The 19,505-nt window shown below is 58.3% G+C and carries 19 protein-coding genes; 13 read left to right on the top strand and 6 right to left on the bottom strand.

Going from position 1 to position 19,505, the window contains the following annotated elements:
* The first annotated feature begins 95 nt into the window (after positions 1-95).
* Entirely contained in the window at positions 96-599 is a 504-nt protein-coding gene (locus ACEN2R_RS03440; protein WP_442039200.1) for a hypothetical protein, read from the top strand.
* A 28-nt stretch (positions 600-627) separates the two neighbouring features.
* On the opposite strand, the gene ACEN2R_RS03435 is transcribed toward ACEN2R_RS03440, so the two are convergent.
* A complete protein-coding gene (locus ACEN2R_RS03435; RefSeq protein WP_442039198.1) occupies positions 628-1,047 on the bottom strand; it encodes a hypothetical protein in 420 nt (139 codons plus the stop codon).
* 338 nt (positions 1,048-1,385) lie between these two features.
* Between ACEN2R_RS03435 and ACEN2R_RS03430 the strand changes: the two genes are divergently transcribed.
* Genes ACEN2R_RS03430 through ACEN2R_RS03420 form a run of 3 tightly spaced genes read left to right on the top strand, consistent with a single transcriptional unit; the run spans position 1,386 to position 5,443 of the window.
* Entirely contained in the window at positions 1,386-1,904 is a 519-nt protein-coding gene (locus ACEN2R_RS03430; protein WP_442039196.1) for a hypothetical protein, read from the top strand.
* The gene (locus ACEN2R_RS03425) at positions 1,901-3,307 is read left to right on the top strand and encodes an O-antigen ligase family protein (RefSeq protein WP_442039194.1); all 1,407 of its coding nucleotides are present in this window, start codon (positions 1,901-1,903) and stop codon (positions 3,305-3,307) included. Before ACEN2R_RS03430 ends, ACEN2R_RS03425 begins: the two co-directional genes overlap by 4 nt.
* 15 nt (positions 3,308-3,322) lie before the next feature.
* Positions 3,323-5,443, top strand: a complete 2,121-nt coding sequence (locus tag ACEN2R_RS03420) for a GumC family protein (protein ID WP_442039192.1) — start codon at positions 3,323-3,325, stop codon at positions 5,441-5,443.
* Positions 5,444-5,477: 34 nt separating this feature from the next.
* On the opposite strand, the gene ACEN2R_RS03415 is transcribed toward ACEN2R_RS03420, so the two are convergent.
* From ACEN2R_RS03415 to ACEN2R_RS03395, 5 genes are all read right to left on the bottom strand, one after another.
* Positions 5,478-6,200 carry a transporter substrate-binding domain-containing protein gene (locus ACEN2R_RS03415; RefSeq protein WP_442039190.1) on the bottom strand — a complete coding sequence of 241 codons (723 nt, stop codon included), beginning with the start codon at positions 6,198-6,200 and terminating at the stop codon, positions 5,478-5,480.
* Positions 6,197-6,970, bottom strand: a complete 774-nt coding sequence (locus tag ACEN2R_RS03410) for an HpcH/HpaI aldolase family protein (protein WP_442039188.1) — start codon at positions 6,968-6,970, stop codon at positions 6,197-6,199. Before ACEN2R_RS03410 ends, ACEN2R_RS03415 begins: the two co-directional genes overlap by 4 nt.
* 77 nt (positions 6,971-7,047) lie before the next feature.
* A complete protein-coding gene (locus tag ACEN2R_RS03405; RefSeq protein WP_442039186.1) occupies positions 7,048-8,085 on the bottom strand; it encodes a Gfo/Idh/MocA family protein in 1,038 nt (345 codons plus the stop codon).
* A complete protein-coding gene (gene aroQ / locus ACEN2R_RS03400) occupies positions 8,082-8,522 on the bottom strand; it encodes a type II 3-dehydroquinate dehydratase (RefSeq protein ID WP_442039184.1) in 441 nt (146 codons plus the stop codon). Before aroQ ends, ACEN2R_RS03405 begins: the two co-directional genes overlap by 4 nt.
* 48 nt (positions 8,523-8,570) lie before the next feature.
* Positions 8,571-9,284 carry a GntR family transcriptional regulator gene (locus tag ACEN2R_RS03395; RefSeq protein WP_442039182.1) on the bottom strand — a complete coding sequence of 238 codons (714 nt, stop codon included), beginning with the start codon at positions 9,282-9,284 and terminating at the stop codon, positions 8,571-8,573.
* 155 nt (positions 9,285-9,439) lie between these two features.
* On the opposite strand from ACEN2R_RS03395, the gene ACEN2R_RS03390 reads away from it, so the two are divergent.
* From ACEN2R_RS03390 to ACEN2R_RS03350, 9 genes are all read left to right on the top strand, one after another.
* Positions 9,440-10,102: a GntR family transcriptional regulator gene (locus ACEN2R_RS03390; RefSeq protein WP_442039180.1), complete on the top strand. Its 663-nt coding sequence runs from the start codon at positions 9,440-9,442 to the stop codon at positions 10,100-10,102.
* A gap of 202 nt (positions 10,103-10,304) precedes the next feature.
* Positions 10,305-11,300: a sialic acid TRAP transporter substrate-binding protein SiaP gene (locus ACEN2R_RS03385; RefSeq protein ID WP_442039178.1), complete on the top strand. Its 996-nt coding sequence runs from the start codon at positions 10,305-10,307 to the stop codon at positions 11,298-11,300.
* Between the two features lie 24 nt (positions 11,301-11,324).
* The gene (locus ACEN2R_RS03380) at positions 11,325-11,828 is read left to right on the top strand and encodes a TRAP transporter small permease (RefSeq protein WP_442039176.1); all 504 of its coding nucleotides are present in this window, start codon (positions 11,325-11,327) and stop codon (positions 11,826-11,828) included.
* Positions 11,825-13,120 carry a TRAP transporter large permease gene (locus tag ACEN2R_RS03375; RefSeq protein WP_442039174.1) on the top strand — a complete coding sequence of 432 codons (1,296 nt, stop codon included), beginning with the start codon at positions 11,825-11,827 and terminating at the stop codon, positions 13,118-13,120. Before ACEN2R_RS03380 ends, ACEN2R_RS03375 begins: the two co-directional genes overlap by 4 nt.
* The gene (locus ACEN2R_RS03370; RefSeq protein WP_442039172.1) at positions 13,117-13,965 is read left to right on the top strand and encodes a shikimate dehydrogenase family protein; all 849 of its coding nucleotides are present in this window, start codon (positions 13,117-13,119) and stop codon (positions 13,963-13,965) included. Before ACEN2R_RS03375 ends, ACEN2R_RS03370 begins: the two co-directional genes overlap by 4 nt.
* A gap of 81 nt (positions 13,966-14,046) precedes the next feature.
* Positions 14,047-15,939, top strand: coding sequence for a bifunctional sugar phosphate isomerase/epimerase/4-hydroxyphenylpyruvate dioxygenase family protein (locus tag ACEN2R_RS03365; protein ID WP_442039170.1), 1,893 nt, complete (start codon positions 14,047-14,049; stop codon positions 15,937-15,939).
* Positions 15,940-16,111: 172 nt separating this feature from the next.
* Positions 16,112-16,696, top strand: coding sequence for an ANTAR domain-containing response regulator (locus ACEN2R_RS03360; RefSeq protein WP_442039168.1), 585 nt, complete (start codon positions 16,112-16,114; stop codon positions 16,694-16,696).
* Complete coding sequence (locus tag ACEN2R_RS03355) at positions 16,693-17,868, top strand: CmpA/NrtA family ABC transporter substrate-binding protein (RefSeq protein WP_442039166.1); 1,176 nt, start codon at positions 16,693-16,695, stop codon at positions 17,866-17,868. Before ACEN2R_RS03360 ends, ACEN2R_RS03355 begins: the two co-directional genes overlap by 4 nt.
* Before the next feature lie 249 nt (positions 17,869-18,117).
* A complete protein-coding gene (locus tag ACEN2R_RS03350) occupies positions 18,118-19,482 on the top strand; it encodes a CmpA/NrtA family ABC transporter substrate-binding protein (protein WP_442039164.1) in 1,365 nt (454 codons plus the stop codon).
* Positions 19,483-19,505 lie beyond the last annotated feature (23 nt).

The raw sequence follows: 19,505 nt of genomic DNA, 5'->3' as shown, positions 1-19,505 counted from the left end.
TTCTTTTACCGGTTTGCGGTGTCATCAATCTAAAGGGTGAGGTGGGCTTGCCGTTTATCCAGCCATTGGTTGGAACGTCAATTTGGGGAATAGTCATGCAACGTCACCGGGTTTTCGGTGCGGTTCCGCGCGATTTACGCGGATCTGCAAGGACAAGACTGGCCGCCACGCTTTTTGCGGCGGTATTTCTGGCTGGGCCAGCACAGGCCGTTGATCGCCTTGGCAGGATCGTGGTTGTAGACGACCGCGGCGGCAATGTTCTGGACAGAATGCAGCAGATCGAGCGCCTTCGGGCATCGCGGCAGGTTGTTGAAATCCGGGCGGGGTATTGCGTGTCTGCATGCACCCTGTATCTGGGGTTGGATCGAACCTGTGTCGCACCGGACGCGCAATTCGGGTTTCACGGGCCAAGCTCTGGCAGCTATGGAATTGCATTACCCACGGCCGATTTTGAACACTGGTCGCGGCTGATCGCCACTTATTACCCTGAACCTTTGCGGCGGTGGTATTTGCAAACAGGCAGAACTGTAACTGTCGGTTTCTTCGCGATTTCGGGTCTGGAACTGATCCATATGGGCGTGACCGAGTGTCCGGCGTGATTGTATCTCGGGCCATTGGTGTCGCCGCCTAGGCCGGACTGGCGCTAAAGGCGGTGATAATGTCGATCCGGCTGGCGTTGCCGCGCGCGACCTCTTGCGCCACGCTGCGGATAGAAGCCGTTTGCGCGGCGTCGGTCGAGGCGGCGGCAACGGCCCTAAGGGCCCCGGCCAGCCGTTGCACGGCAGATGTTCCCGGTGATGTCTGCGCTGCGGTGATAATGCCGGACGCCAGCATGCCAAGCCGGGTGTTCAACTGCTCTGGCGCCAATGCATCGGCCTGCAACTGCTGAATCATGCGGACAATGACCGCTTGGCACTCGCTTGCGGCACCGGCACAGCCTGCTTCCAGTTCGCTGATGTCAAACCTTGCAGTTTGAGCAAAAGAAGGGCCGGCGGCGATACCTGAAAGGCCTACGGCCAGGGTGATCGGCGCAAAAATGTTTCTCATCTGACGCTCCCGGACGCTGTGCTGCCTGTGCAAAGTGAACAAACAGGCTGCAACGTTTTCAATTTTCTTCACACAACTTAAGGTGGCTTTATAGTAATTAAGATTTTGTTAAAGTTGCTGTGAAAATCCTGTGGGTGTCGGCGCAGGTCGGCCCGGAACAATTGTATTTTTCATGGCGGGGTTTTCCAATTCGCAACCAATGCACAAAAGCCGCGATACTTGTCTGTGCATCTGTTTTGGCAGGGGTTTCGGGCAAAGCGGGCTGGGCCGAATATAAAACCTTGGTTACGCCGCATCACCTTGATGTTGCGGAGACGCCTCCGGTGGATGGAAAGGCATTGTCGGTTCGATCCATCTATTCCCGGATGTCACGATGCGCGAACAGTCAGACGTCGCTGCGTGTTCTGGTCTATCCCACAGCAATCCGCCGGGATCTTGCCGATGATTGCCTTCGGCTTGCCCGCGCGGTGCTGGCCGACAGCCCGACCCTTGCCGTCGCGCATTATGCGGTGGCAGTGTCCCTTTTTCAATCGGGCGCCGTTGGCGGGTTCCAGAAGGCGCTGGACCGCGCATGGATTACTGCGCCGAATGAAGGCTGGCTGGCGGCGCGGCGTATGGATCTAGCCCTATCGGCGCGGGCGGCCTTGTCGGCGGAAAACAAGGCGCACCTTGCATCGGATATTTCGCTACTTTTGGTGGCTGACGGCACCGCCGGATATATTGCGGAAACATATCTTCGCACATCTGCGGCGCGCGACCTGATCCTGCAAGTGGTTGAACGGCAGACCCCTGCCCTGAAACGGCGGTTTGTCGATAGCGTCAAAGATCTGGCGCAGGCGCGCAAGGCAAAGACATGACGGCCAACGCCCATTCCCGCGTGGCTGTCGTTGGCAGGGTTCATGATGTGATTGCCGTTGTCCTGATTGCCATTGTGCTGATTGCCCCGATACCGATGGGGTCGAACAGGCCGATTGTCTGGATGGTGTTCGCGCCAGTTCTGGGCATGGTTCTGACGGGCTATGTGGTGGCGATGCTGTGGCTCGCGCCATCACGCCCGATGCAGATTGCACGGCATTACAACGTCCTTTTGCCAGCGCTTTTGATACCCGTCGCGGCGCTGTTCCAAACCCTTGCCGTGGCGTGGTTTCTTCCACCGGACTGGGTGCGTCTGCCTTTGCCAGCCGGGCTTTTCCCGGAAACGATCAGCCTTGTGCCGACGGCCAGCCTGCTTGGCGCTTTGCGTCAGTTTTCCTACGTGGCGCTTTTTGTGCTGGTGATAGAGGTGGCGGGGAACGCATCGCGCGTCAGGTGGATGTCATGGTGGCTGTTTGCCGGGCTAACGGCGCACGGGTTTTGGGCCTTGTTGTCCCTGACCGTTTTGGGCGAGGGGTTCTTTTGGGGGCCCAAGACCGCATATCTGGGGTCGGCGACGGGCACATTTATCAACCGCAATTCCTTTGCGACGTTCATGGGAATGGGGCTTGTCCTTGGTGTTTGCACCACCTTCGATCATGGCTGGTCTGCACGGGAAAAACGCGGCGGGGATGTGCGGCTTTTGCGTGCCGAAACCGTCGGGATTCTGGTGCAGTGGTTGTGTCTGTTGGCGATGCTTTTGGCGTTACTGGCAACGCAATCGCGGATGGGCATCGCCGCCAGCCTATTCGCGGCCCTTGGTTGTGTCGTGGCCCTGCGCGGAAAACGCCCGGCGATGTGGCGGGCAGGTATTGCGGTGCTGGTGGTTCTGACCTTGATGGCAACCCGCACCTGGACCAGCGTTCTGGGGCGATCCATCTTTATTATGAAGGACAGTGAAACGCGATTGGACCTGTATCGTCAGGTTGTCGCAATGATCCGCGAGCGGCCCCTGTCGGGATACGGGCTGGATGCGTTTGCGCCCGCGTTCGAGCTGTTCCACCAGCGATCCCTGCCCGGCGACGTGATCTGGGATTACGCGCATTCCAGCTATCTGACGCTTTGGGTCGAGATGGGGATCCTTTTCGGGTCGCTGCCGGTCATTGTGTTGGTCTGTGTTGCCGTCCGCCTGCGTCGAGCGGTGCAAAGGTCAGAGACTGGCAAGGGCCAGATTGTCGCCGCGATGGGGGTGATCGCCTTGACGGCGTTGCATTCCATGGTCGATTTCAGCCTTGAGATAGAGGCGAATGTTTTCCTGTTCCTGACCCTGATCGCCCTTGGTCTATCGCGCCTGCCAGCACAGCAGCCGACGGGTGTTCCAGGGCATCCAAAAAACCACGTTGTCTAGTATCAGAGGGCTTTTATGGACCAACTTCCGAACACCTTTCCCACCGTGTATGAGGCCGCTTCACTGGTGCGGCGTCAGGCGCGACTGATCGCTTTGTCGGTGGTTCTGGGCGTGGGGGGGGCACTGATTTACGTCTCTGTTGTGCCGCCGATTTATACTGCGACGGCGCTGTTGTTTGCCGATCCTTCGCAAAAGAACCTGCTGCGCGCCGACGATCAGTATTCTGCGCAAAGCTCTGTCGAGAATGCCCGCGTCGAAAGCGAAGTCGAGATTCTGAGATCCGATACCGTGGCGCTGGCAACGGCCGAAAAGCTTGATCTGATGCGTGACCCCGAATTCGGGCCACAGCTTGGGTTGGGCGAAAAGCTGATGCATGCGATAGGGGGGTGGGGGCCGGAAGACCGCGATGGCGCAATGCTGGTGCGCCAGACATTGGACAGGTTTGACAAGGCAACCACGATCCGCAGGCGCGGCCTGACCTATATTTTGGCGGTTTCGGTTTCCTCGCGCCTGCCGGATCGCGCGGCAGAGCTGGCCAATACGCTTGCGCAAACTTACATTGATCTTCAGGTCCAGTCCAAGATTGATGCCTCCCTTGTTGCCGGTCAACTGCTTCGGGATCAGATTGAGCGGTCGCGCAGCGAACTGGCCGCATCCGAAAATACGCTGGACACCTATATCGACGCCAATCTGACCCGATTGCAGCTTGAAACAGGAAGTTCCGATCTGGTTGATCTGCGCGAGCAACTGTCCTGGGCAAACAAGGCCCGCCAGACCGCCGAAAGCACGGCGGCGAATGCACAGCGCGCAATGGCCCGCGATGACGTTGCGTCTTTGGTGCAATCGCTGGGGGATGACGCATTGGCCGAACTGGCGCAGCAACGGTTTCAGTTGGAAGTCAGGCTGGGCGCTTCGGTTGCGGGCACCCCTGATGACATCGACCTGCGTGCCCGTCTTGCCGATATCGGCGACAGTATTTCGGGCTATGCAACCGTGGCGATCGGCGCGTTGGAAGACGATGTTCGCCTGCTGACGAACGAGGCGGGCGACTATCGCGCGCAAATCCGGCAGGCCGTGTTGGGGGGAAGTTTGTCTTCGGCCACAGTCGCCCAGATTTACGCCCTGCAACAGGAGGCGGATGTTGCCCAGCGCCAGTATAGCATGCTGTTGTCCCGTCTTCGCGACGTAGAAAGTCAGGCGTTGGTGCAGGTTGCCGACGGCCGCATCGTGTCCCGTGCTCTGGCCCCCGCTGACCCGAGTTTCCCCAAGGCAGGGGCTATTCTGGGGATGGCCGTGATCGTTTCGCTTGGCTTCGGGGTCGGGCTGGCGTTTGCAAACGAATATTATTTCGGCGGCGTCACCTCGACCCTTCAATTGGCGAATATTGTGCCCGGAACCGTGCCTGCATCGGTTCCTGCACTGCGGGAAAAGCGGGGTATGCTTTCTGTTGCGGACAGGGTCGTGAATGCGCCCCTATGCGTCTTTTCGGAAAGCCTGCGGCGGGTCAGGTCAAGGATCGACGGCGAGATGCACAACGCCAAGGGCCCCTGCACGGTGATCATGGTTTCGTCAAGCATACCGGGCGAGGGTAAGACGACCATCGCCCTTGCCCTGGCGCGAACCTATGCCATGGCGGGCAGGCGCACCCTGTTGATTGATGCGGATCTTCGAAAACCGAGTTTGCACAATCATCTTGGGCTGCCACGGCAAACGGGGCTGCTTGACCACCTCAAGGAACAGGCCGGTGGTCCGGTTCATTACATCGGTGATCCCCTGTCCGATGCGCAGGTCGTGCTGGGTGGCGAGCGCAGCGATATGCCGACGGATTGCCTGCTGGATTCCGAACGCTTTGACGACATTCTGCAAGACGCCTGCAACGGAATGGACATTGTCATTGTCGATACCTCGCCTGTTATTCCGATCGTCGATGCGCGTTACATTGCCCGACGTGCCGACGTGATTGTTCAATGCGTCGGCTATGTGACGACGAGCGTGGGCGATGTGCGTCATGGCCATGCCGATCTGGTTGACAGTGCCCGCAGGGGCACCCCGATCATAGTCGTGCTGAACCGTGATGAAACAAAGGTAAAAAGCTATCACTATAATGGCTACGGCGCTGGCGAGATTGTTGCGTGACGCAATCCAAACGCGGCGCGGTCGCGTGGCTGCGTCAGCCTCGGGGGGCGACCATCAGGTTTGCCTTGCCCGACGCATCCAACGCAGCACGCACCGTCCCGTCGTTGATCGCGGCGTCAAGAAAGGCGTTTATCTGCCCGATAACACCCGCCTTTGCCACAGGAACAGCCATGGCCTGTTCTATGGTCCCGATGCTGTCGTTAAATATCGTGATGCCGGGATGTGACGCAAAAGCCGACTCCAGGCTTTGACGTACGCCCGCAACGCTATCCGCCTCGCCCTGCAGAAACCGTTGAAAGGACGCGCCCGGATTTTCAGCCCTTAGGATCGTCGCGTGCCTTGCGGTTTTCGTCAGATACAGGTCGTAGGCCGATCCTTTGCCCACCAATATGGTGCGACCGGGCTGGTCCGCATCAGCCAGGCTGCTGACGGGCCCGTCCTTTCGAACGGCGAATGTGCTTTCGATCAAAACATAGGGCTTGGTGAAGGTCACAACGTCCATCCGGGCAGGGTCAATCGCCAGAAAGGCCAGATCCCAGATGTCGTCTTTTCCGGCATCGACAACCTTGCCAGCGCCACGAAACGTGATGAATTCGATCGGCAGATCAAGGTGGTTTGCCAACCCGACCGCCAGTGTCGGGGAAACGCCGCCCACTGTGCCATCCGTCTCTTGAACAAGCGCCTTGTTGCCCAGATTGATCGCGACACGCAGCACACCGCTTGGTGCCAGAATAGACCGCATTTCCCCGATATTCATGCGGTGTGGGCCTTCCATTTTGCGGCCTGCGCCAAGGCACCGCGCAACAAAATAGCCGAATCGACATCGACGGCGGTGAACAGGCTGCCCGCTGCGATCGCCTCGGGCAGGAAGGCGGGGTCAAGTGTCAGAACGCCTGCAGGCAAACCCGCCGCGCGGATACGGCGGATGGCATCCAGAACCGCAGCCTTTACATCCGGATGATCCGGGTTGCCCGGATGGCCCATGCTGGCGGCCAGATCTGCAGGGCCGACGAATATGCCGTCGACGCCGGGAACGGCGGCAATCGCCTCGATCTCGTTCAGGGCCTCGGCTGTTTCAACTTGCAACAGCAGGCAAATTTCTTCGCGGGCGCGTTTATGATAATCGGGAATCTGCGCAAAACGGCTGGCGCGGGTGATGCCGGCAACGCCGCGGATGCCGTCGGGCCCATAGGTGACCGATGAAACGGCAAGGCGTGCTTCGTCGGCGTTTTGCACATAGGGGATCAGAAGCGTCTGGGCGCCGTTGTCCAGAAGCTTTTTGATTTCGACGGGGTTCAGCGATCCGGGCCGTACAATCGGCGACACGGGGTAAGGTGCAACAGCCTGAAGCAGGGGCACGATACTGATCGCGTCAATCGCTGCATGTTCGGTGTCGAACATCACCCAGTCATAGCCGCACGCCGCCAGCATTTCCGCGATGGTGCTATCGTTGATCGAGCACCAAAGGCCGATCTGTTGCTTGCCCGCCTTGATCGCGGCTTTAAACGTATTCTTGGGAAGTTCCATTTTCACTCTCTCATTCAAGACCGGTGCCGGTCATTCCAGATTGTCCATGGTGCGGCATGCACCATGACCGCCGCACCCTATGCGATGTTTACCGTCATTCCGGTGGCGGCAGATGTTTTGACCGCTTCGATTACCCGCAATGCCTTCAGGCCATCTTCGCCTGACACCAACGGTTTTTCCTCTCCACGGATCACAGCCGCGAACTGGCGGATCTGACGGATCAGCGGATCTTCGAAATCAAAGATCATCTTCGTCGAACTGATCGGCTCCCACCAGCTTCGCTTGCCGGGGTTTTTCCACATCGCCAGATTGGGCAGGGCAAGCGAAGCCTCGGTGCCCCCTATCCAATAGCAATCTTCCGTTGTTGCGGGATAGGCGGGGTTTTCCCGCGCGGTCAGTTCCCAGCTCCATGGGGCGACGACCGTGTCGGAAACATTGACTGTCCCCAATGCGCCGTTGGCAAAGCGCAGGATAATAACGGCTGTCTCTTCGACTTCGTTGCCCCGGATCGCGTTGGAGTCCATCGCATGAACGCTGACCACATCGCCGCACAGAAAATGCAACAGATCCACGTCGTGGATCAGGTTCAGATAAACCGGCCCCGCTCCCTTTTTCCGACGCCAGTCCACCTCGAAATAATCGTCTGGCTTCATGAACCAGGTCTGCGCCTGCACGGTTGTGATCCGGCCCAGCTCTCCCTTGGCGATGATCTGCTGCGCTTTCTGGATCAGCGGATTATGGCGCCGGTGGTGGCCGGTCAGCAACGGAACGCCTGCCGATTTTGCGGATGCGACCAGCCGTTCCGCGCCGGCCAGATCGGTTGCCAAAGGCTTTTCCACCAGCGTGGGCAAACCGGCGGCCACACATTCAAGCCCGTTTTTTACATGCACCTGATTGGGTGTCGCCAGAATGACGCCATCCGCCGTTCCAGACTGGATCATCTCGGCAAGCGACCGAAAATATGGTGCGCCCAGTGCGGCGGCATGGTCGCGGCCCATATCCGTCGGGTCCACGATGGACGCCAGAACCGCGCCCTGCGCCGCGTTGATCGCCTCGATATGGCGTTTCCCGATCATCCCGGCACCCGCGACGGCGATCCGAACGGGTGCGCTCATTTGCCGACCAATGAACCCATGCGGCGCATGGCCAGCGCGTAGCCCTCGACGCCAAAACCGGCGATGACGCCCTCGGCCCGCAGGCTGACATAGGAATGGTGACGAAAGCTTTCGCGCTTGTGCACGTTGGAAATATGAACCTCCAGCACGGGCCCTTCAAAGGTGTTCAACGCGTCAAAGATCGCCACAGAGGTATGTGTGAATGCACCGGGGTTGATGATGATGCCGGCACCATTCTCGCGGGCTTCGTGGATCCAGTCGATGATCTGGCCTTCGTGGTTGGACTGCAAAAGCCGCCCTTCCAGACCGAATTCCTTGGCCACAACTGCACAATTCGCCTCGACATCGGCAAGTGTGTCATGTCCGTAGATTTCGGGCTGGCGTTTTCCAAGAAGGTTCAGGTTTGGGCCGTTCAGGATGTAGATAAGGTTGGTCACTGATCATTCCTTAGATTTTGCTTCAAAGTTGATGCGGGTTTTCATGGCTTACCGGGTGTCCGCAGGAAGGTGATCGCCGATCCGCGCCACCAGCTTTGCGCCCGTGCGTTCGATGTGCCCCCGAAGCAGGGCGCAGGCCAGATCGGCATCCCGCGCAAGGGCGGCATCGGCGATTGGTTTGTGTTCACTTTCGACAGTCCCATCGCTGAGATCGTCCGATCCGAATATCCGCCGATAGCGGCTGTTCAGATTGTGCAGGGTGATGCAGAAACGATAGAGATTTTTCATACCGCTGCCCTGAACAAGCGTCATGTGAAAATCGGCATGGGCCTCTTCCCAGACGGCAATCGCGTCTGGTTGGGCGGGGTCATGTAGGGCACGGCCAAGCCGGTGAAGCGCGGCCATCACATCGCCCTCCCATTCCAGATTGGCCTGCGTGATCGCATAGCCAAGTGCAAGCGTTTCCATATCGGCGCGCAGCCGCGTCACTTCGATCAGGTTGGCAAGCGTGACAGGGGCAATCCGATAGCCGCGCTGTTCCTCAAGCTCGACCAACCCGTCTGCGGTCAGCCGCGATACGGCCTCGCGGACGGACGAAAGTGAGACGCCATGCGTTTCGCGCAGACGGTCCAGATTGACCTTTGATCCGGGGGGCAATGTGCCATTCAGAATTTGCAGCCGAAGCAGGCCTGACAGACGACCGGAAATGGTCGTCTTTTTGTGATTCGTTGATGAAACACCTATGGCCTGACTGTCCGACACCCCGACGCCCCCCGCATTGTTGCGCGAAGTTTGCGTTAATAATCGATTATATGCAAGATGATATGAAATAATTTACCTGAGAGGTCATTGGACATATTCGCAGAATTGGGTCACTGTGTCATGCGACGTATCATCCGGGATAAGAACAACAGGGCATGACCATATCAAGCGCGATTCCAAGTATCGGAACCTATACCTATGAAACCATCCGAACAGATATCATTTTTGGCCGGTTGGAGCCGGATGAGAAGCTGAAGCTCGACACGCTAAAAGAGCGCTATCATGCCAGCGTTTCGACCTTGCGAGAAGTCCTGAGCCGCCTTGCCAGCGACGGTTTTGTGGTTGCGGAAGGGCAGCGCGGGTTTTTTGTTGCACCGATGTCGCCTGAAGATCTGCGCGAGATTGCCGATTTGCGCATTTTGCTGGAGTGCCACGCCTTGAAGCTGTCATTCGAGGCGGGGGATACCGATTGGGAAGGCAAAGTTGTTGCCGCGCATCACAAACTGTCCCGTATGGAACAGCGCATGCTGGCGGGCGATACAAGCATCCGGGAAGAGTGGAAGCGCTATGACTGGGAATTCCATCAGGCCCTTATTCTGGCCTGCGGGTCCGCAGAACTTTTGAAGGTCCACGGAACTGTATTCGACAAATATCTTCGCTATCAGATGAGGACACTGACCTTTCGGGGCAATGCAGCCGCGATCGAGCACCGCGCCTTTCTTGATGCGGCCCTGGCAAGGGACGTGGAAAAGGCCCAGACGATCTTGCGTGTGCATATCAGGGGCGGAGTGGAGCATTCGTTGGAGAACCCCACCTAGGGGGGGGCGATCTAGCTGGCCACTTTGGGCGTGGCACAGGAAGGCCGTAAAATAATCGATTATTATTAGTTAAACCTATGAAATGGACTATAGGGGTCAATAAAGATATTATTGGTTGATCCAAAAATAGTTATATGCCACGTTTCGACAGCGGCGTGCAACGATCAGCGCCCGTTCCGGCATTGAATTGGGAGGAAACCTCATGCCTATTAATCACACACGCCGCGCGCTTCTTGCTGGCGCCGCAGTTGCAACGATGGCCGCATCTATTGGCATGCCCGCCTTTGCGGCTGACAAGATCAAGCTGCGGCTATCTGCCGTCGGGTCTGAAACCGACCAACGCTCTGTCGCATTGCTAGAGGTGTTTGGCCCCGCCGTGGCCGAGGTCGCGGACTTCGAACCCCACTGGAACGCCACCCTGTTCAAGCAGGGCACAGAGCTGGAAGCGATCGCGCGCGGCAACCTGGAAATGTCGATCACATCTGCACAGGAACTGGCCGTTTTCTTCCCTGAATTCTCGATCTTTACGGCAGGCTACGTTCACCGCGACGCGGCGCATCAGGTTGCGGTTTTCAATGACCCCCTGATGGATAGCTTCAAGCAAAAAGCCGAAGACGAGCTTGGCATCAAGCTGTTGACCGTGATGTATCTGGGGCGTCGTCAGGTGAACCTGCGCACCGACAAAGAAGTCAAAACTCCTGAAGATCTGGCCGGCGTCAAGTTGCGGATGCCCGGCACCGACGCATGGCAGTTCCTGGGTAAGGCGCTGGGCGCAAGCCCTGTTCCCATGGCCTTTACCGAGGTTTACACCGCGCTGCAAACCGGCGCGGTCGACGGTCAGGACAACCCGCTGCCAACCGTTGTCGATGCGAAGTTCTACGAAGTGACCAAGCAAGTCGTTCTGACGTCGCATCTGGTTGACCTGAACTACCTCGCCCTTTCCAAGGCGTCCTGGGATGCGATGACACCAGAGCAGCAAGCCACCGTGCAGGATGCGGCAGACAAGACCGCAGAGTTCGGGCGCGTGAACCAGCTGCAAAAAGAGGTCGATCTTGTGTCGTTCCTCGAAGAGCAGGGCCTGAAGGTGTACGAGCCTGATCTTGATGCGTTCCGCACACGGGTGCAGACCATGTATCTGGAATCCGACTTTGCCAAAGATTGGCCCGCCGGTCTTCTGGACAAGATCAACTCGCTCTAAAGCACTGAATCAGAGGGTCATCTCATGCAGTTTGCTTTACGCTGGCTGAATAGAGGGGCTGAGGGCGTGGCGGCGGCAATGCTTGCCGCCATGTTTCTTACCTTTCTTCTGCAAATCTTTGCGCGCTACGTTCTGGCAGAGCCGTTCGGCTGGACGCTGGAGCTGTGTTTGACCCTCTGGATCTGGATCGTATTTTGGGGCAACGCCTTTATTGTCCGTGATAAGGACCACGTTACCTTCGACCTGCTTTATCTTGCGGTTCCCAAGGGGCCGCGGCGGATCATGGCGCTTATCTCCTCGGCGGCGATTGTTATCGGTCTGGGCCTGTCGATCCTTCCCACCTGGGATTACATCGACTTTCTGAAAATCAAGAAAAGCGCGACGCTTCACATTCCCATGCGGACCGTCTTTTCAATCTATGCGCTCTTTCTGGTGGCGGTTGTTGTTCGCTACGCTGTCTACTTTGTTCAGGTTTTGCGTCATGGCGTGACGGACGAGCACCACCATCTGGAGGTTATGGACGAATGAGCCTTCAGCTGACACTTTGCCTTGCGGCCATGTTCTTTCTCGCGGGCATAGGGGCACCTATCGCCTTTGCGATCATCCTTTCGGCCATCGTCTATCTGGCGGTCGCCGGGCAGGATATCGCCCTTGCGGGAGAGCAAATTCTGGCCGGTCTTTACGACAGCTTTATTCTGTTGGCCGTGCCATTGTTTATCGTCGCCGCGAACATCATGAACGCGGGCACCATTTCGGAACGCCTGCTGAATTTCTGCGTGGCGGCTGTTGGCCGCTTTCGCGGCGGTCTTGGGCATGTGAATGTCGTCGCGTCGTTGATTTTTTCCGGGATGTCGGGCTCTGCCGTGGCAGATGCAGCGGGCATCGGCAAAATCATCATCGAAATGATGACCAAAGGCGGGCGGTATCCTGCGGGATATGCGGCGGCAATCACGGCGGCATCTGCCACGATCGGCCCGATCATTCCGCCATCGATTCCGATGGTTCTTTACGCTCTCGTCTCAAATTCGTCGATTGGCTACCTGTTCCTTGGCGGCATCGTGCCGGGCCTTGTCATGGGGGTCGTCCTGATGACGATGAATTACTACATGTCGGCGAAGCGCGGCTTTGCCCTGGAAGAACCCGTGCCGCTGCGCGAGCTGCCCAAGCAAACGATCAATGCCTTTCCGGCGCTGTTGATGCCTGCGATCCTGCTTTACGGGATCTATGGCGGGGTCACGACCCCGACAGAGGCTGCCGCCGTTGCGGCATTTTACGCACTGATCCTTGCTTCGGTCTTTTACCGCGCCGTTTCTTTGCGGGCGCTTTATGACATCTTTGTTTCGTCTGCGCGGTCGTCGGCGGCTGTTGGTCTGGTGATCGGTGGCGCATTGATCTTGAACTATATCGTCGCCTCGGAAAATATTCCGAACATGATGGCCGGCGCGCTTGTCGGGCTTGATGTCTCGCCCATCGTTTTCTTTCTGGGCGTCAACCTTCTGGTTCTTTTGCTGGGCTGTGTGCTGGATGCGACGACGATCATCCTTGTGATCGTGCCGCTGTTCATTCCGACCTGCCGGGAACTGGGAATTGATCTGGTCCACTTCGGGGTTGTCATTGTGGTGAACTGCATGATCGGCCTGATCACGCCACCCTACGGAATTCTGCTGTTCGTGATCAACGCGGTGACCAACATCCCGCTACGCGACATCATTGCCGAGATATGGGCCTTTCTTGCGGTTCTGATTGCTGCGCTGATCCTGATGATCTTTGTGCCCGGAATTGTTTTGTGGCTGCCACGATTGATGGGGTATCCCGGATGAAAACCGATACGTTCAGACTGGGCCTGATCGGCGACAATATCCGCGCGTCCCGTTCGCCCGCATTGCACCGCCTCTGCGGAGAGCTTTCGGGACTGACTGTCAGCTATGATCTGTTTATTCCGCCGTTCATCGGTCAGGATTTCGATCAGGTGTTCGATGGCTGCCGTGCAGACGGGTTGCAGGGTGTGAATGTCACCCTGCCCTATAAAGAGCGCGTGGTCCGCCGGGTTCAGGTCGATGACCCCAATATCGGGCGCATCGGGGCGGTGAACACCGTCTTGTTCGCCAAAGACGGGCCGCGTGGCTTCAACACGGACTATTCGGGTTTTGTGTCGGCCTATCGGGCGGCGTTCGGTGCGACATCGCCGGGGCGCGTTGTGCAGTTCGGGGCTGGTGGCGTGGGTAAGGCAATCGCCTTTGGTTTGACCGTTCTTGGCGCCGAAGAGATCGTATTCGTGGATCATGATATTGCAAAGGCCGTGTCATTGGCAAAGGCGGTCATCGAGGCGAGCGGGGGAAAAACCCGCGCCCGCGTGGACGGCGTTCAGGCGCTGACCGATGCGGATGGCGTGATAAACTGCACCCCGCTGGGCATGGTCGGATATGACGGCAGCCCGGTGCCTTCGGGCGCATTTCCCAAGGGGGGCTGGGCATTCGATGCCGTCTATACCCCTGTGGAAACCCCGTTCAAGGCGCAGGCCGAAGCGGCGGGCGCACGGTTCCTTTCGGGCTACGAGCTGTTCTTCCATCAGGGGATTGATGCGTTCGAAATCTTTACCGGTCACAGGCCCAAGGATTTGGACCTGCTGCGTAAACGGTTGTTGACTCTCGCCGCTCCGGGTTGATTTGCAAGTAACCCGATACCTTTCGTCTGAGCGCGCGCCAATGAAGGGGTCGATCCCCATAATGCAAGGCAGAGAAGTATCATGAAGACCTCTATAGCCACCGTTTCGATTGCTGGCGACCTGCGCGAGAAGCTGACTGCCATTGCCGCCGCCGGGTATGATGGGATCGAGATATTCGAGCAGGATTTCATCGCCTTCGATGGCTCTCCGCAGGATGTGGGGCGCATGGTGCGCGATCACGGGTTGGAAATCATGCTGTTCCAGCCGTTCCGCGATTTCGAAGGTCTGCCCGCCCCGCTGCGCGCCCGTGCCTTTGATCGCGCAGAGCGCAAATTCGACCTGATGCAGGAGCTGGGCACCGATCTGGTGTTGGTCTGTTCCACCGTCCACCCCGACAGCCTTGGCGGGATAGATCGCACCGCCGATGACTTTGCCGAACTGGGCGCACGCGCGGCCAGCCGTGGTCTGCGGGTCGGGTTCGAGGCGCTGGCCTGGGGCAAGCACATCAATGATCATCGTGATGCATGGGAAGTCGTGCGCCGCGCCGATCACCCGAACATCGGCCTGATCCTTGACAGTTTTCACACGCTGGGGCGCAAGTTGTCGCCGGAAAGCATCCGGTCCATTCCGGGCGACAAGATCTTCTTTGTCCAGCTGGCAGACGCGCCCCTGATCGAAATGGACCTGCTTTATTGGTCGCGTCACTTTCGCAATATGCCCGGAGAAGGCGACCTAGCCGTCGTGGATTTCATGCGCGCCGTGGCGGCAACCGGCTATGACGGCCCGCTAAGCCTCGAGATTTTCAATGACCAGTTCCGCGGCGGCAGCCCCAGGGCGATTGCCATCGATGGTCATCGCTCGCTTTTGTTCCTGATGGATCAGGTCAAGCGCCTGGAGCCGGGCATCGCGATAGAGGTTCCCGCGATGCCGGACCGCGTTCGGGCCGAAGGGGTAGAGTTTATAGAGTTCGCCGCCTCGCCGCAGGATGCCGAGGGTCTTGGGTTGACGTTGCAGACGTTGGGGTTCGATCGCGCGGCGCAGCATATCCACAAGGACGTGACGCTGTGGCGGCAGGGCGGAATCAATATCGTCGTCAACACCGAGCCGGAGGGTTTTGCCCATTCATCGTATCTGACGCATGGAACATCGGTCTGCGACATCGGACTGCGCGTTGAAAACGCCGCGGCAACCGTGGAACGCGCACAGGCGTTGGGGGCTGCGACGTTCACGCAGCCCGTGGGGCCGGGAGAACTGTCTATCCCCGCGATCCGTGGTGTCGGGGGTGGGGTCATACATTTCATCGACGACAAGACCGATCTGTCAAAGGTATGGGACATCGAATTCAAGCCGGTCGAGGCCGCCAGCACCGGCAAGGATGCAGGGTTGCACCGGATCGACCATCTGGCGCAAACGATGAACTACGATGAAATGCTGACCTGGGCTTTGTTCTACACGTCGATTTTTGACCTTGGAAAATCACCGATGGTGGATGTTGTCGATCCGGGCGGGCTTGTCCGGTCGCAAGCAATCGAAAGCCCCGATGGCGGACTGCGACTGACATTGAACGGCGCGGAAACACACCGCACCTTGGCGGGTCGGTTCATCGCGGACAGCTTCGGGTCAAGCGTGCAGCATGTGGCCTTTGCGACCGACGATATCTTTGCGACGGCGGCCAAGCTGGCAAAGAACGGGTTCGCGACCTTGCAGATTTCGGCCAATTACTATGCCGACCTGACCGCCCGTTTCGGTTTGCCCGAAGATGATGTCGCCGCGATGAAGGCTGCGAATATCCTGTATGACTGTGACGAACGCGGCGCCTTTTACCAGCTTTACAGCCAGTCTCATGGCGATGGTCATTTCTTTGAAATCGTCGAACGTCGCGGGGATTATCGTGGATATGGCGCCCCCAATGCACCCTACCGCATTGCGGCGCAGCGGCGTGCGCAACGAAACAGCGATATGCCACGAAAGTAGGAGGCGCTGTGATATTCCCGAACTTTTTACGAAACGCCTAATTCAAGGGCAATTGCCGAAATAACGGCTCGTTAAGGGCAATACCGTTGGATCAGGCGCGTTTTGTGCAGGTTTTCCGTTGAGCCTGCGCAGAGCGGGATGTCAAAGGGACGCACGTATCAGGCGGCACAGCATGCACCCCAAACTTTCCATCGTTATTGTCGAGCCGAACGTCGATCGTGCCAAGCTGATCGTCGACAGTCTGCACGAGGCAGGTGATTACTCTATCTTTGTGATTGCCGAAGATACCGGCCTTGCGCGTCAGATCGCCAACCGGAACCCCGATCTGGTGCTGATCGATGTGGCGCATCCGAACCGCGATGTTCTTGAAGAGCTGACGCTGGCATCCGGCGCGTTCGAGCGCCCCGTGGCGATGTTTGTCGACCGGTCTGATCACGAGCTGACCAAAGCCGCCATTCAGGCGGGGCTAAGCGCCTATGTCGTCGACGGGCTGAAACCGGAACGGATCAAGCCGATCCTTGATGCCGCGATTGCGCGGTTCCACATGTATTCGCAGATGCGCACAGAGCTGAAGGCCGCCAAGGCCGCCCTGTCAGAGCGCAAGACAATCGACCGCGCAAAGGGTCTTTTGATGCAAGCAAAGGGATGCTCGGAGGAAGAGGCATACGGGTTGTTGCGCAAGACGGCGATGGATCAGGGCCGCAAGGTGGCCGACGTGGCCGAGGCGTTGGTTACAGCAGCGGATTTGTTGAAATGAGCCTGACACAAGTGACATGCGGGTTCATGCCGTTGGTTGACTGCGCCCCCTTGGTGGTCGCCCACGAATTGGGTTTTGCCGAGGAAGAAGGCCTGCGCCTGAATCTGGTCAAGCATCCCTCATGGTCGGCACTGCGCGATATGCTGGCGCTTGGGCAACTGGACGCGGCACATATGCTGTCACCGGTCCCTATTGCAATGTCGCTTGGTCTGGGTGGCTTGCCGACGCGGCTTGACGCGCTGATGGTCCTGTCGGTGAACGGCAACGTGATCGGGGTGTCACCGCAGTTGGCCGCAGCCATGCGGCAGGGCGGCTGGCAAGGCGGGTTCCTGGACCCGCGCGGAACCGGGCAACACCTGATCCACGCCACAAAGCGGCGGCTGCGCATTGGCGTGCCGTTCCCGTTTTCGATGCATGCCGAACTTTTGTATCACTGGCTGGGAGCCTTGGGCCTTAGCACGCCGAATGAACTGGATGTGAAAACCATTCCGCCGCCGCGCATGGCCGATGCCATGGCCGCAGGAGAGATCGACGCGTTTTGCGTCGGCGAGCCCTGGGGGTCAATCGCGGTCGAGACGGGTGTGGCAGAGCTTGTCCTGCCCGGCTGTGCGATCTGGGGATTTGCGCCGGAAAAGGTTCTGGCGGTGCGCCACGACTGGACCGAGGATCACCCCACAACCACCCGCGCGTTGATGCGGGCGGTCTGGCGGGCCAGCAGGTGGCTGGCAGAGACCGGCAATCGCGGCGTCGCCTCGGATCTGTTGGGCCGCAGCCAGTATGTCGATATTTCCGATCAGATCATCGAACGCGCGCTGTTGGGCCATATCGTAACCAAACCAAGGGGTCTTGGAACACAGGTTGACCGGTTCCTGACATTCTTTGACGGGGCAGCCACCTTTCCGTGGCGGTCACAGGCGGCGTGGATCGCGACGAAAATCGCCGCGCGCAACGGTATTGACCGCGAGACCGCGATTGCGACTGCGCGGGCCTGTTTCCGGTCCGATCTTTACCGTGATGCCCTGACCGGCATCGGCGCCGATATGCCCGGAGCCTCTGAGAAAATAGAAGGTGTGATGAAAGTCGCGCAGCCGGTCGCGTCCTTGCGGGGGAACATGATTCTGGGCCCCGATGCCTTTTTTGATGGCCAAATCTTCGACATCGCCCAAATTTAGCGCTTCATTTTTGGGCAACAAAGAAACCTTCGCCGGTGCAATTGCTGCAACTGCGAAAGTTCTCGCGGCACGGCAGCAATTCCTGTTTATTGATCTTAACACGGTCAGGGCGATGTTGGTCTGATACGGTAATCCTCTCGATGACGAGAGAAAATGAGCAAAGCCGCTCGATCTGTCCGCGCCTCCCAGCGGATTGGATCGAGCGGCTTTTTTTTGGCCTGATTTCAGGCGCCGCAAAAGGAAACCGAAATGAAACAGACATTGAAACTGGCCTTGGTGATGTCGGTAAGCGTTGCATTGCCGGCATGGGCCGAAATTCTGGATCTTGAGAAAGACGAACTGAAGTTCGGATTTATCAAGCTGACAGATATGGCGCCTTTGGCTGTTGCCTATGAAAACGGTTACTTCGAGGACGAAGGGCTGTTCGTCACACTGGAACCTCAGGCAAACTGGAAGGTTCTGCTGGACCGTGTCATCGACGGCGAACTGGACGGGGCGCATATGCTGGCCGGCCAGCCGCTGGCGGCGACAATCGGGTATGGCACAAAGGCGGACATCATCACGCCCTTCTCGATGGACCTGAACGGAAACGCGATCACCGTCTCGAACGAGGTCTGGGCCGAGATGCGTCCCAATATCCCGTCGCAAGCGGACGGCAAACCGGTGCACCCGATCAGCGCGACCGCCCTGAAGCCCGTCGTTGACAGCTACCGCGATCAGGGCAAGCCGTTCAACATGGGCATGGTGTTTCCCGTTTCCACCCACAACTATGAATTGCGCTACTGGCTTGCGGCTGGCGGGATAAAGCCGGGCTACTACAGCACCGAAAATGTCAGTGGCCAGATCGACGCAGAGGTATTGCTGTCGGTCACGCCACCGCCACAGATGCCCGCGACTTTGGAAGCCGGAACAATCCTTGGATATTGCGTGGGCGAGCCGTGGAACCAGCAGGCGGTGTTCAAGGGCATCGGTGTGCCTGTGGTCACAGATTACGAGATATGGAAGAACAACCCCGAAAAGGTGTTCGGCATCACCAAGGCCTTTGCCGAGGAAAACCCGAACACCACGCTGGCTTTGACAAAGGCACTGATCCGCGCGGCGATATGGCTTGATGAAAACCAGAACGCGAACCGCGCAGAGGCGGTCGAGATTCTGGCCCGGTCGGAATATGTCGGGGCCGATGCCGAAGTGATCGCGAACTCTATGACCGGCACGTTCGAATACGAAAAGGGCGACACGCGGGACGTTCCCGATTTCAACGTCTTCTTCCGTTACTTTGCCACATATCCCTATGCCTCTGACGCGGTCTGGTATCTGACGCAGATGCGCCGCTGGGGCCAGATTGCCGAAGGCAAGCCCGACACCTGGTATGACGATGTCGCCAAATCGGTTTACCGCGCCGACATCTATATCGAGGCCGCAAAGCTGCTGGTTGAGGATGGCATGGCGAACGAGGCGGACTTTCCCTGGGATACAGACGGCTACCGCCCTGTGACCGCCGATATCATCGACGGCATCCCCTATGATGGCCGCACGCCCAACGCCTACATCGACAGCCTGCCGATTGGCCTAAAGGGCAACCAGACCGTCGTTGGGAACAAGGTTCAAGGCTGAAACGCTGCCGCCAGTCCGCATTT

The organism is Pseudogemmobacter sp. W21_MBD1_M6 (genome assembly GCF_052119585.1).
GTDB lineage: Bacteria > Pseudomonadota > Alphaproteobacteria > Rhodobacterales > Rhodobacteraceae > JBGQOJ01.
This window is presented reverse-complemented; position numbering and strand designations above follow the sequence as displayed.

Coding starts and splice junctions, on each gene's coding strand:
- ACEN2R_RS03440 (WP_442039200.1), top strand. CDS start 96: ATGCAACGTCACCGGGTTTTCGGTGCGGTTCCGCGCGATTTACGCGGA.
- ACEN2R_RS03380 (WP_442039176.1), top strand. CDS start 11,325: ATGCAGTTTGCTTTACGCTGGCTGAATAGAGGGGCTGAGGGCGTGGCG.
- ACEN2R_RS03385 (WP_442039178.1), top strand. CDS start 10,305: ATGCCTATTAATCACACACGCCGCGCGCTTCTTGCTGGCGCCGCAGTT.
- ACEN2R_RS03390 (WP_442039180.1), top strand. CDS start 9,440: ATGACCATATCAAGCGCGATTCCAAGTATCGGAACCTATACCTATGAA.
- ACEN2R_RS03415 (WP_442039190.1), bottom strand. CDS start 6,200: ATGAATATCGGGGAAATGCGGTCTATTCTGGCACCAAGCGGTGTGCTG.
- ACEN2R_RS03365 (WP_442039170.1), top strand. CDS start 14,047: ATGAAGACCTCTATAGCCACCGTTTCGATTGCTGGCGACCTGCGCGAG.
- ACEN2R_RS03370 (WP_442039172.1), top strand. CDS start 13,117: ATGAAAACCGATACGTTCAGACTGGGCCTGATCGGCGACAATATCCGC.
- ACEN2R_RS03410 (WP_442039188.1), bottom strand. CDS start 6,970: ATGGAACTTCCCAAGAATACGTTTAAAGCCGCGATCAAGGCGGGCAAG.
- ACEN2R_RS03420 (WP_442039192.1), top strand. CDS start 3,323: ATGGACCAACTTCCGAACACCTTTCCCACCGTGTATGAGGCCGCTTCA.
- ACEN2R_RS03405 (WP_442039186.1), bottom strand. CDS start 8,085: ATGAGCGCACCCGTTCGGATCGCCGTCGCGGGTGCCGGGATGATCGGG.
- ACEN2R_RS03355 (WP_442039166.1), top strand. CDS start 16,693: ATGAGCCTGACACAAGTGACATGCGGGTTCATGCCGTTGGTTGACTGC.
- ACEN2R_RS03350 (WP_442039164.1), top strand. CDS start 18,118: ATGAAACAGACATTGAAACTGGCCTTGGTGATGTCGGTAAGCGTTGCA.
- ACEN2R_RS03375 (WP_442039174.1), top strand. CDS start 11,825: ATGAGCCTTCAGCTGACACTTTGCCTTGCGGCCATGTTCTTTCTCGCG.
- ACEN2R_RS03360 (WP_442039168.1), top strand. CDS start 16,112: ATGCACCCCAAACTTTCCATCGTTATTGTCGAGCCGAACGTCGATCGT.
- ACEN2R_RS03425 (WP_442039194.1), top strand. CDS start 1,901: ATGACGGCCAACGCCCATTCCCGCGTGGCTGTCGTTGGCAGGGTTCAT.
- ACEN2R_RS03435 (WP_442039198.1), bottom strand. CDS start 1,047: ATGAGAAACATTTTTGCGCCGATCACCCTGGCCGTAGGCCTTTCAGGT.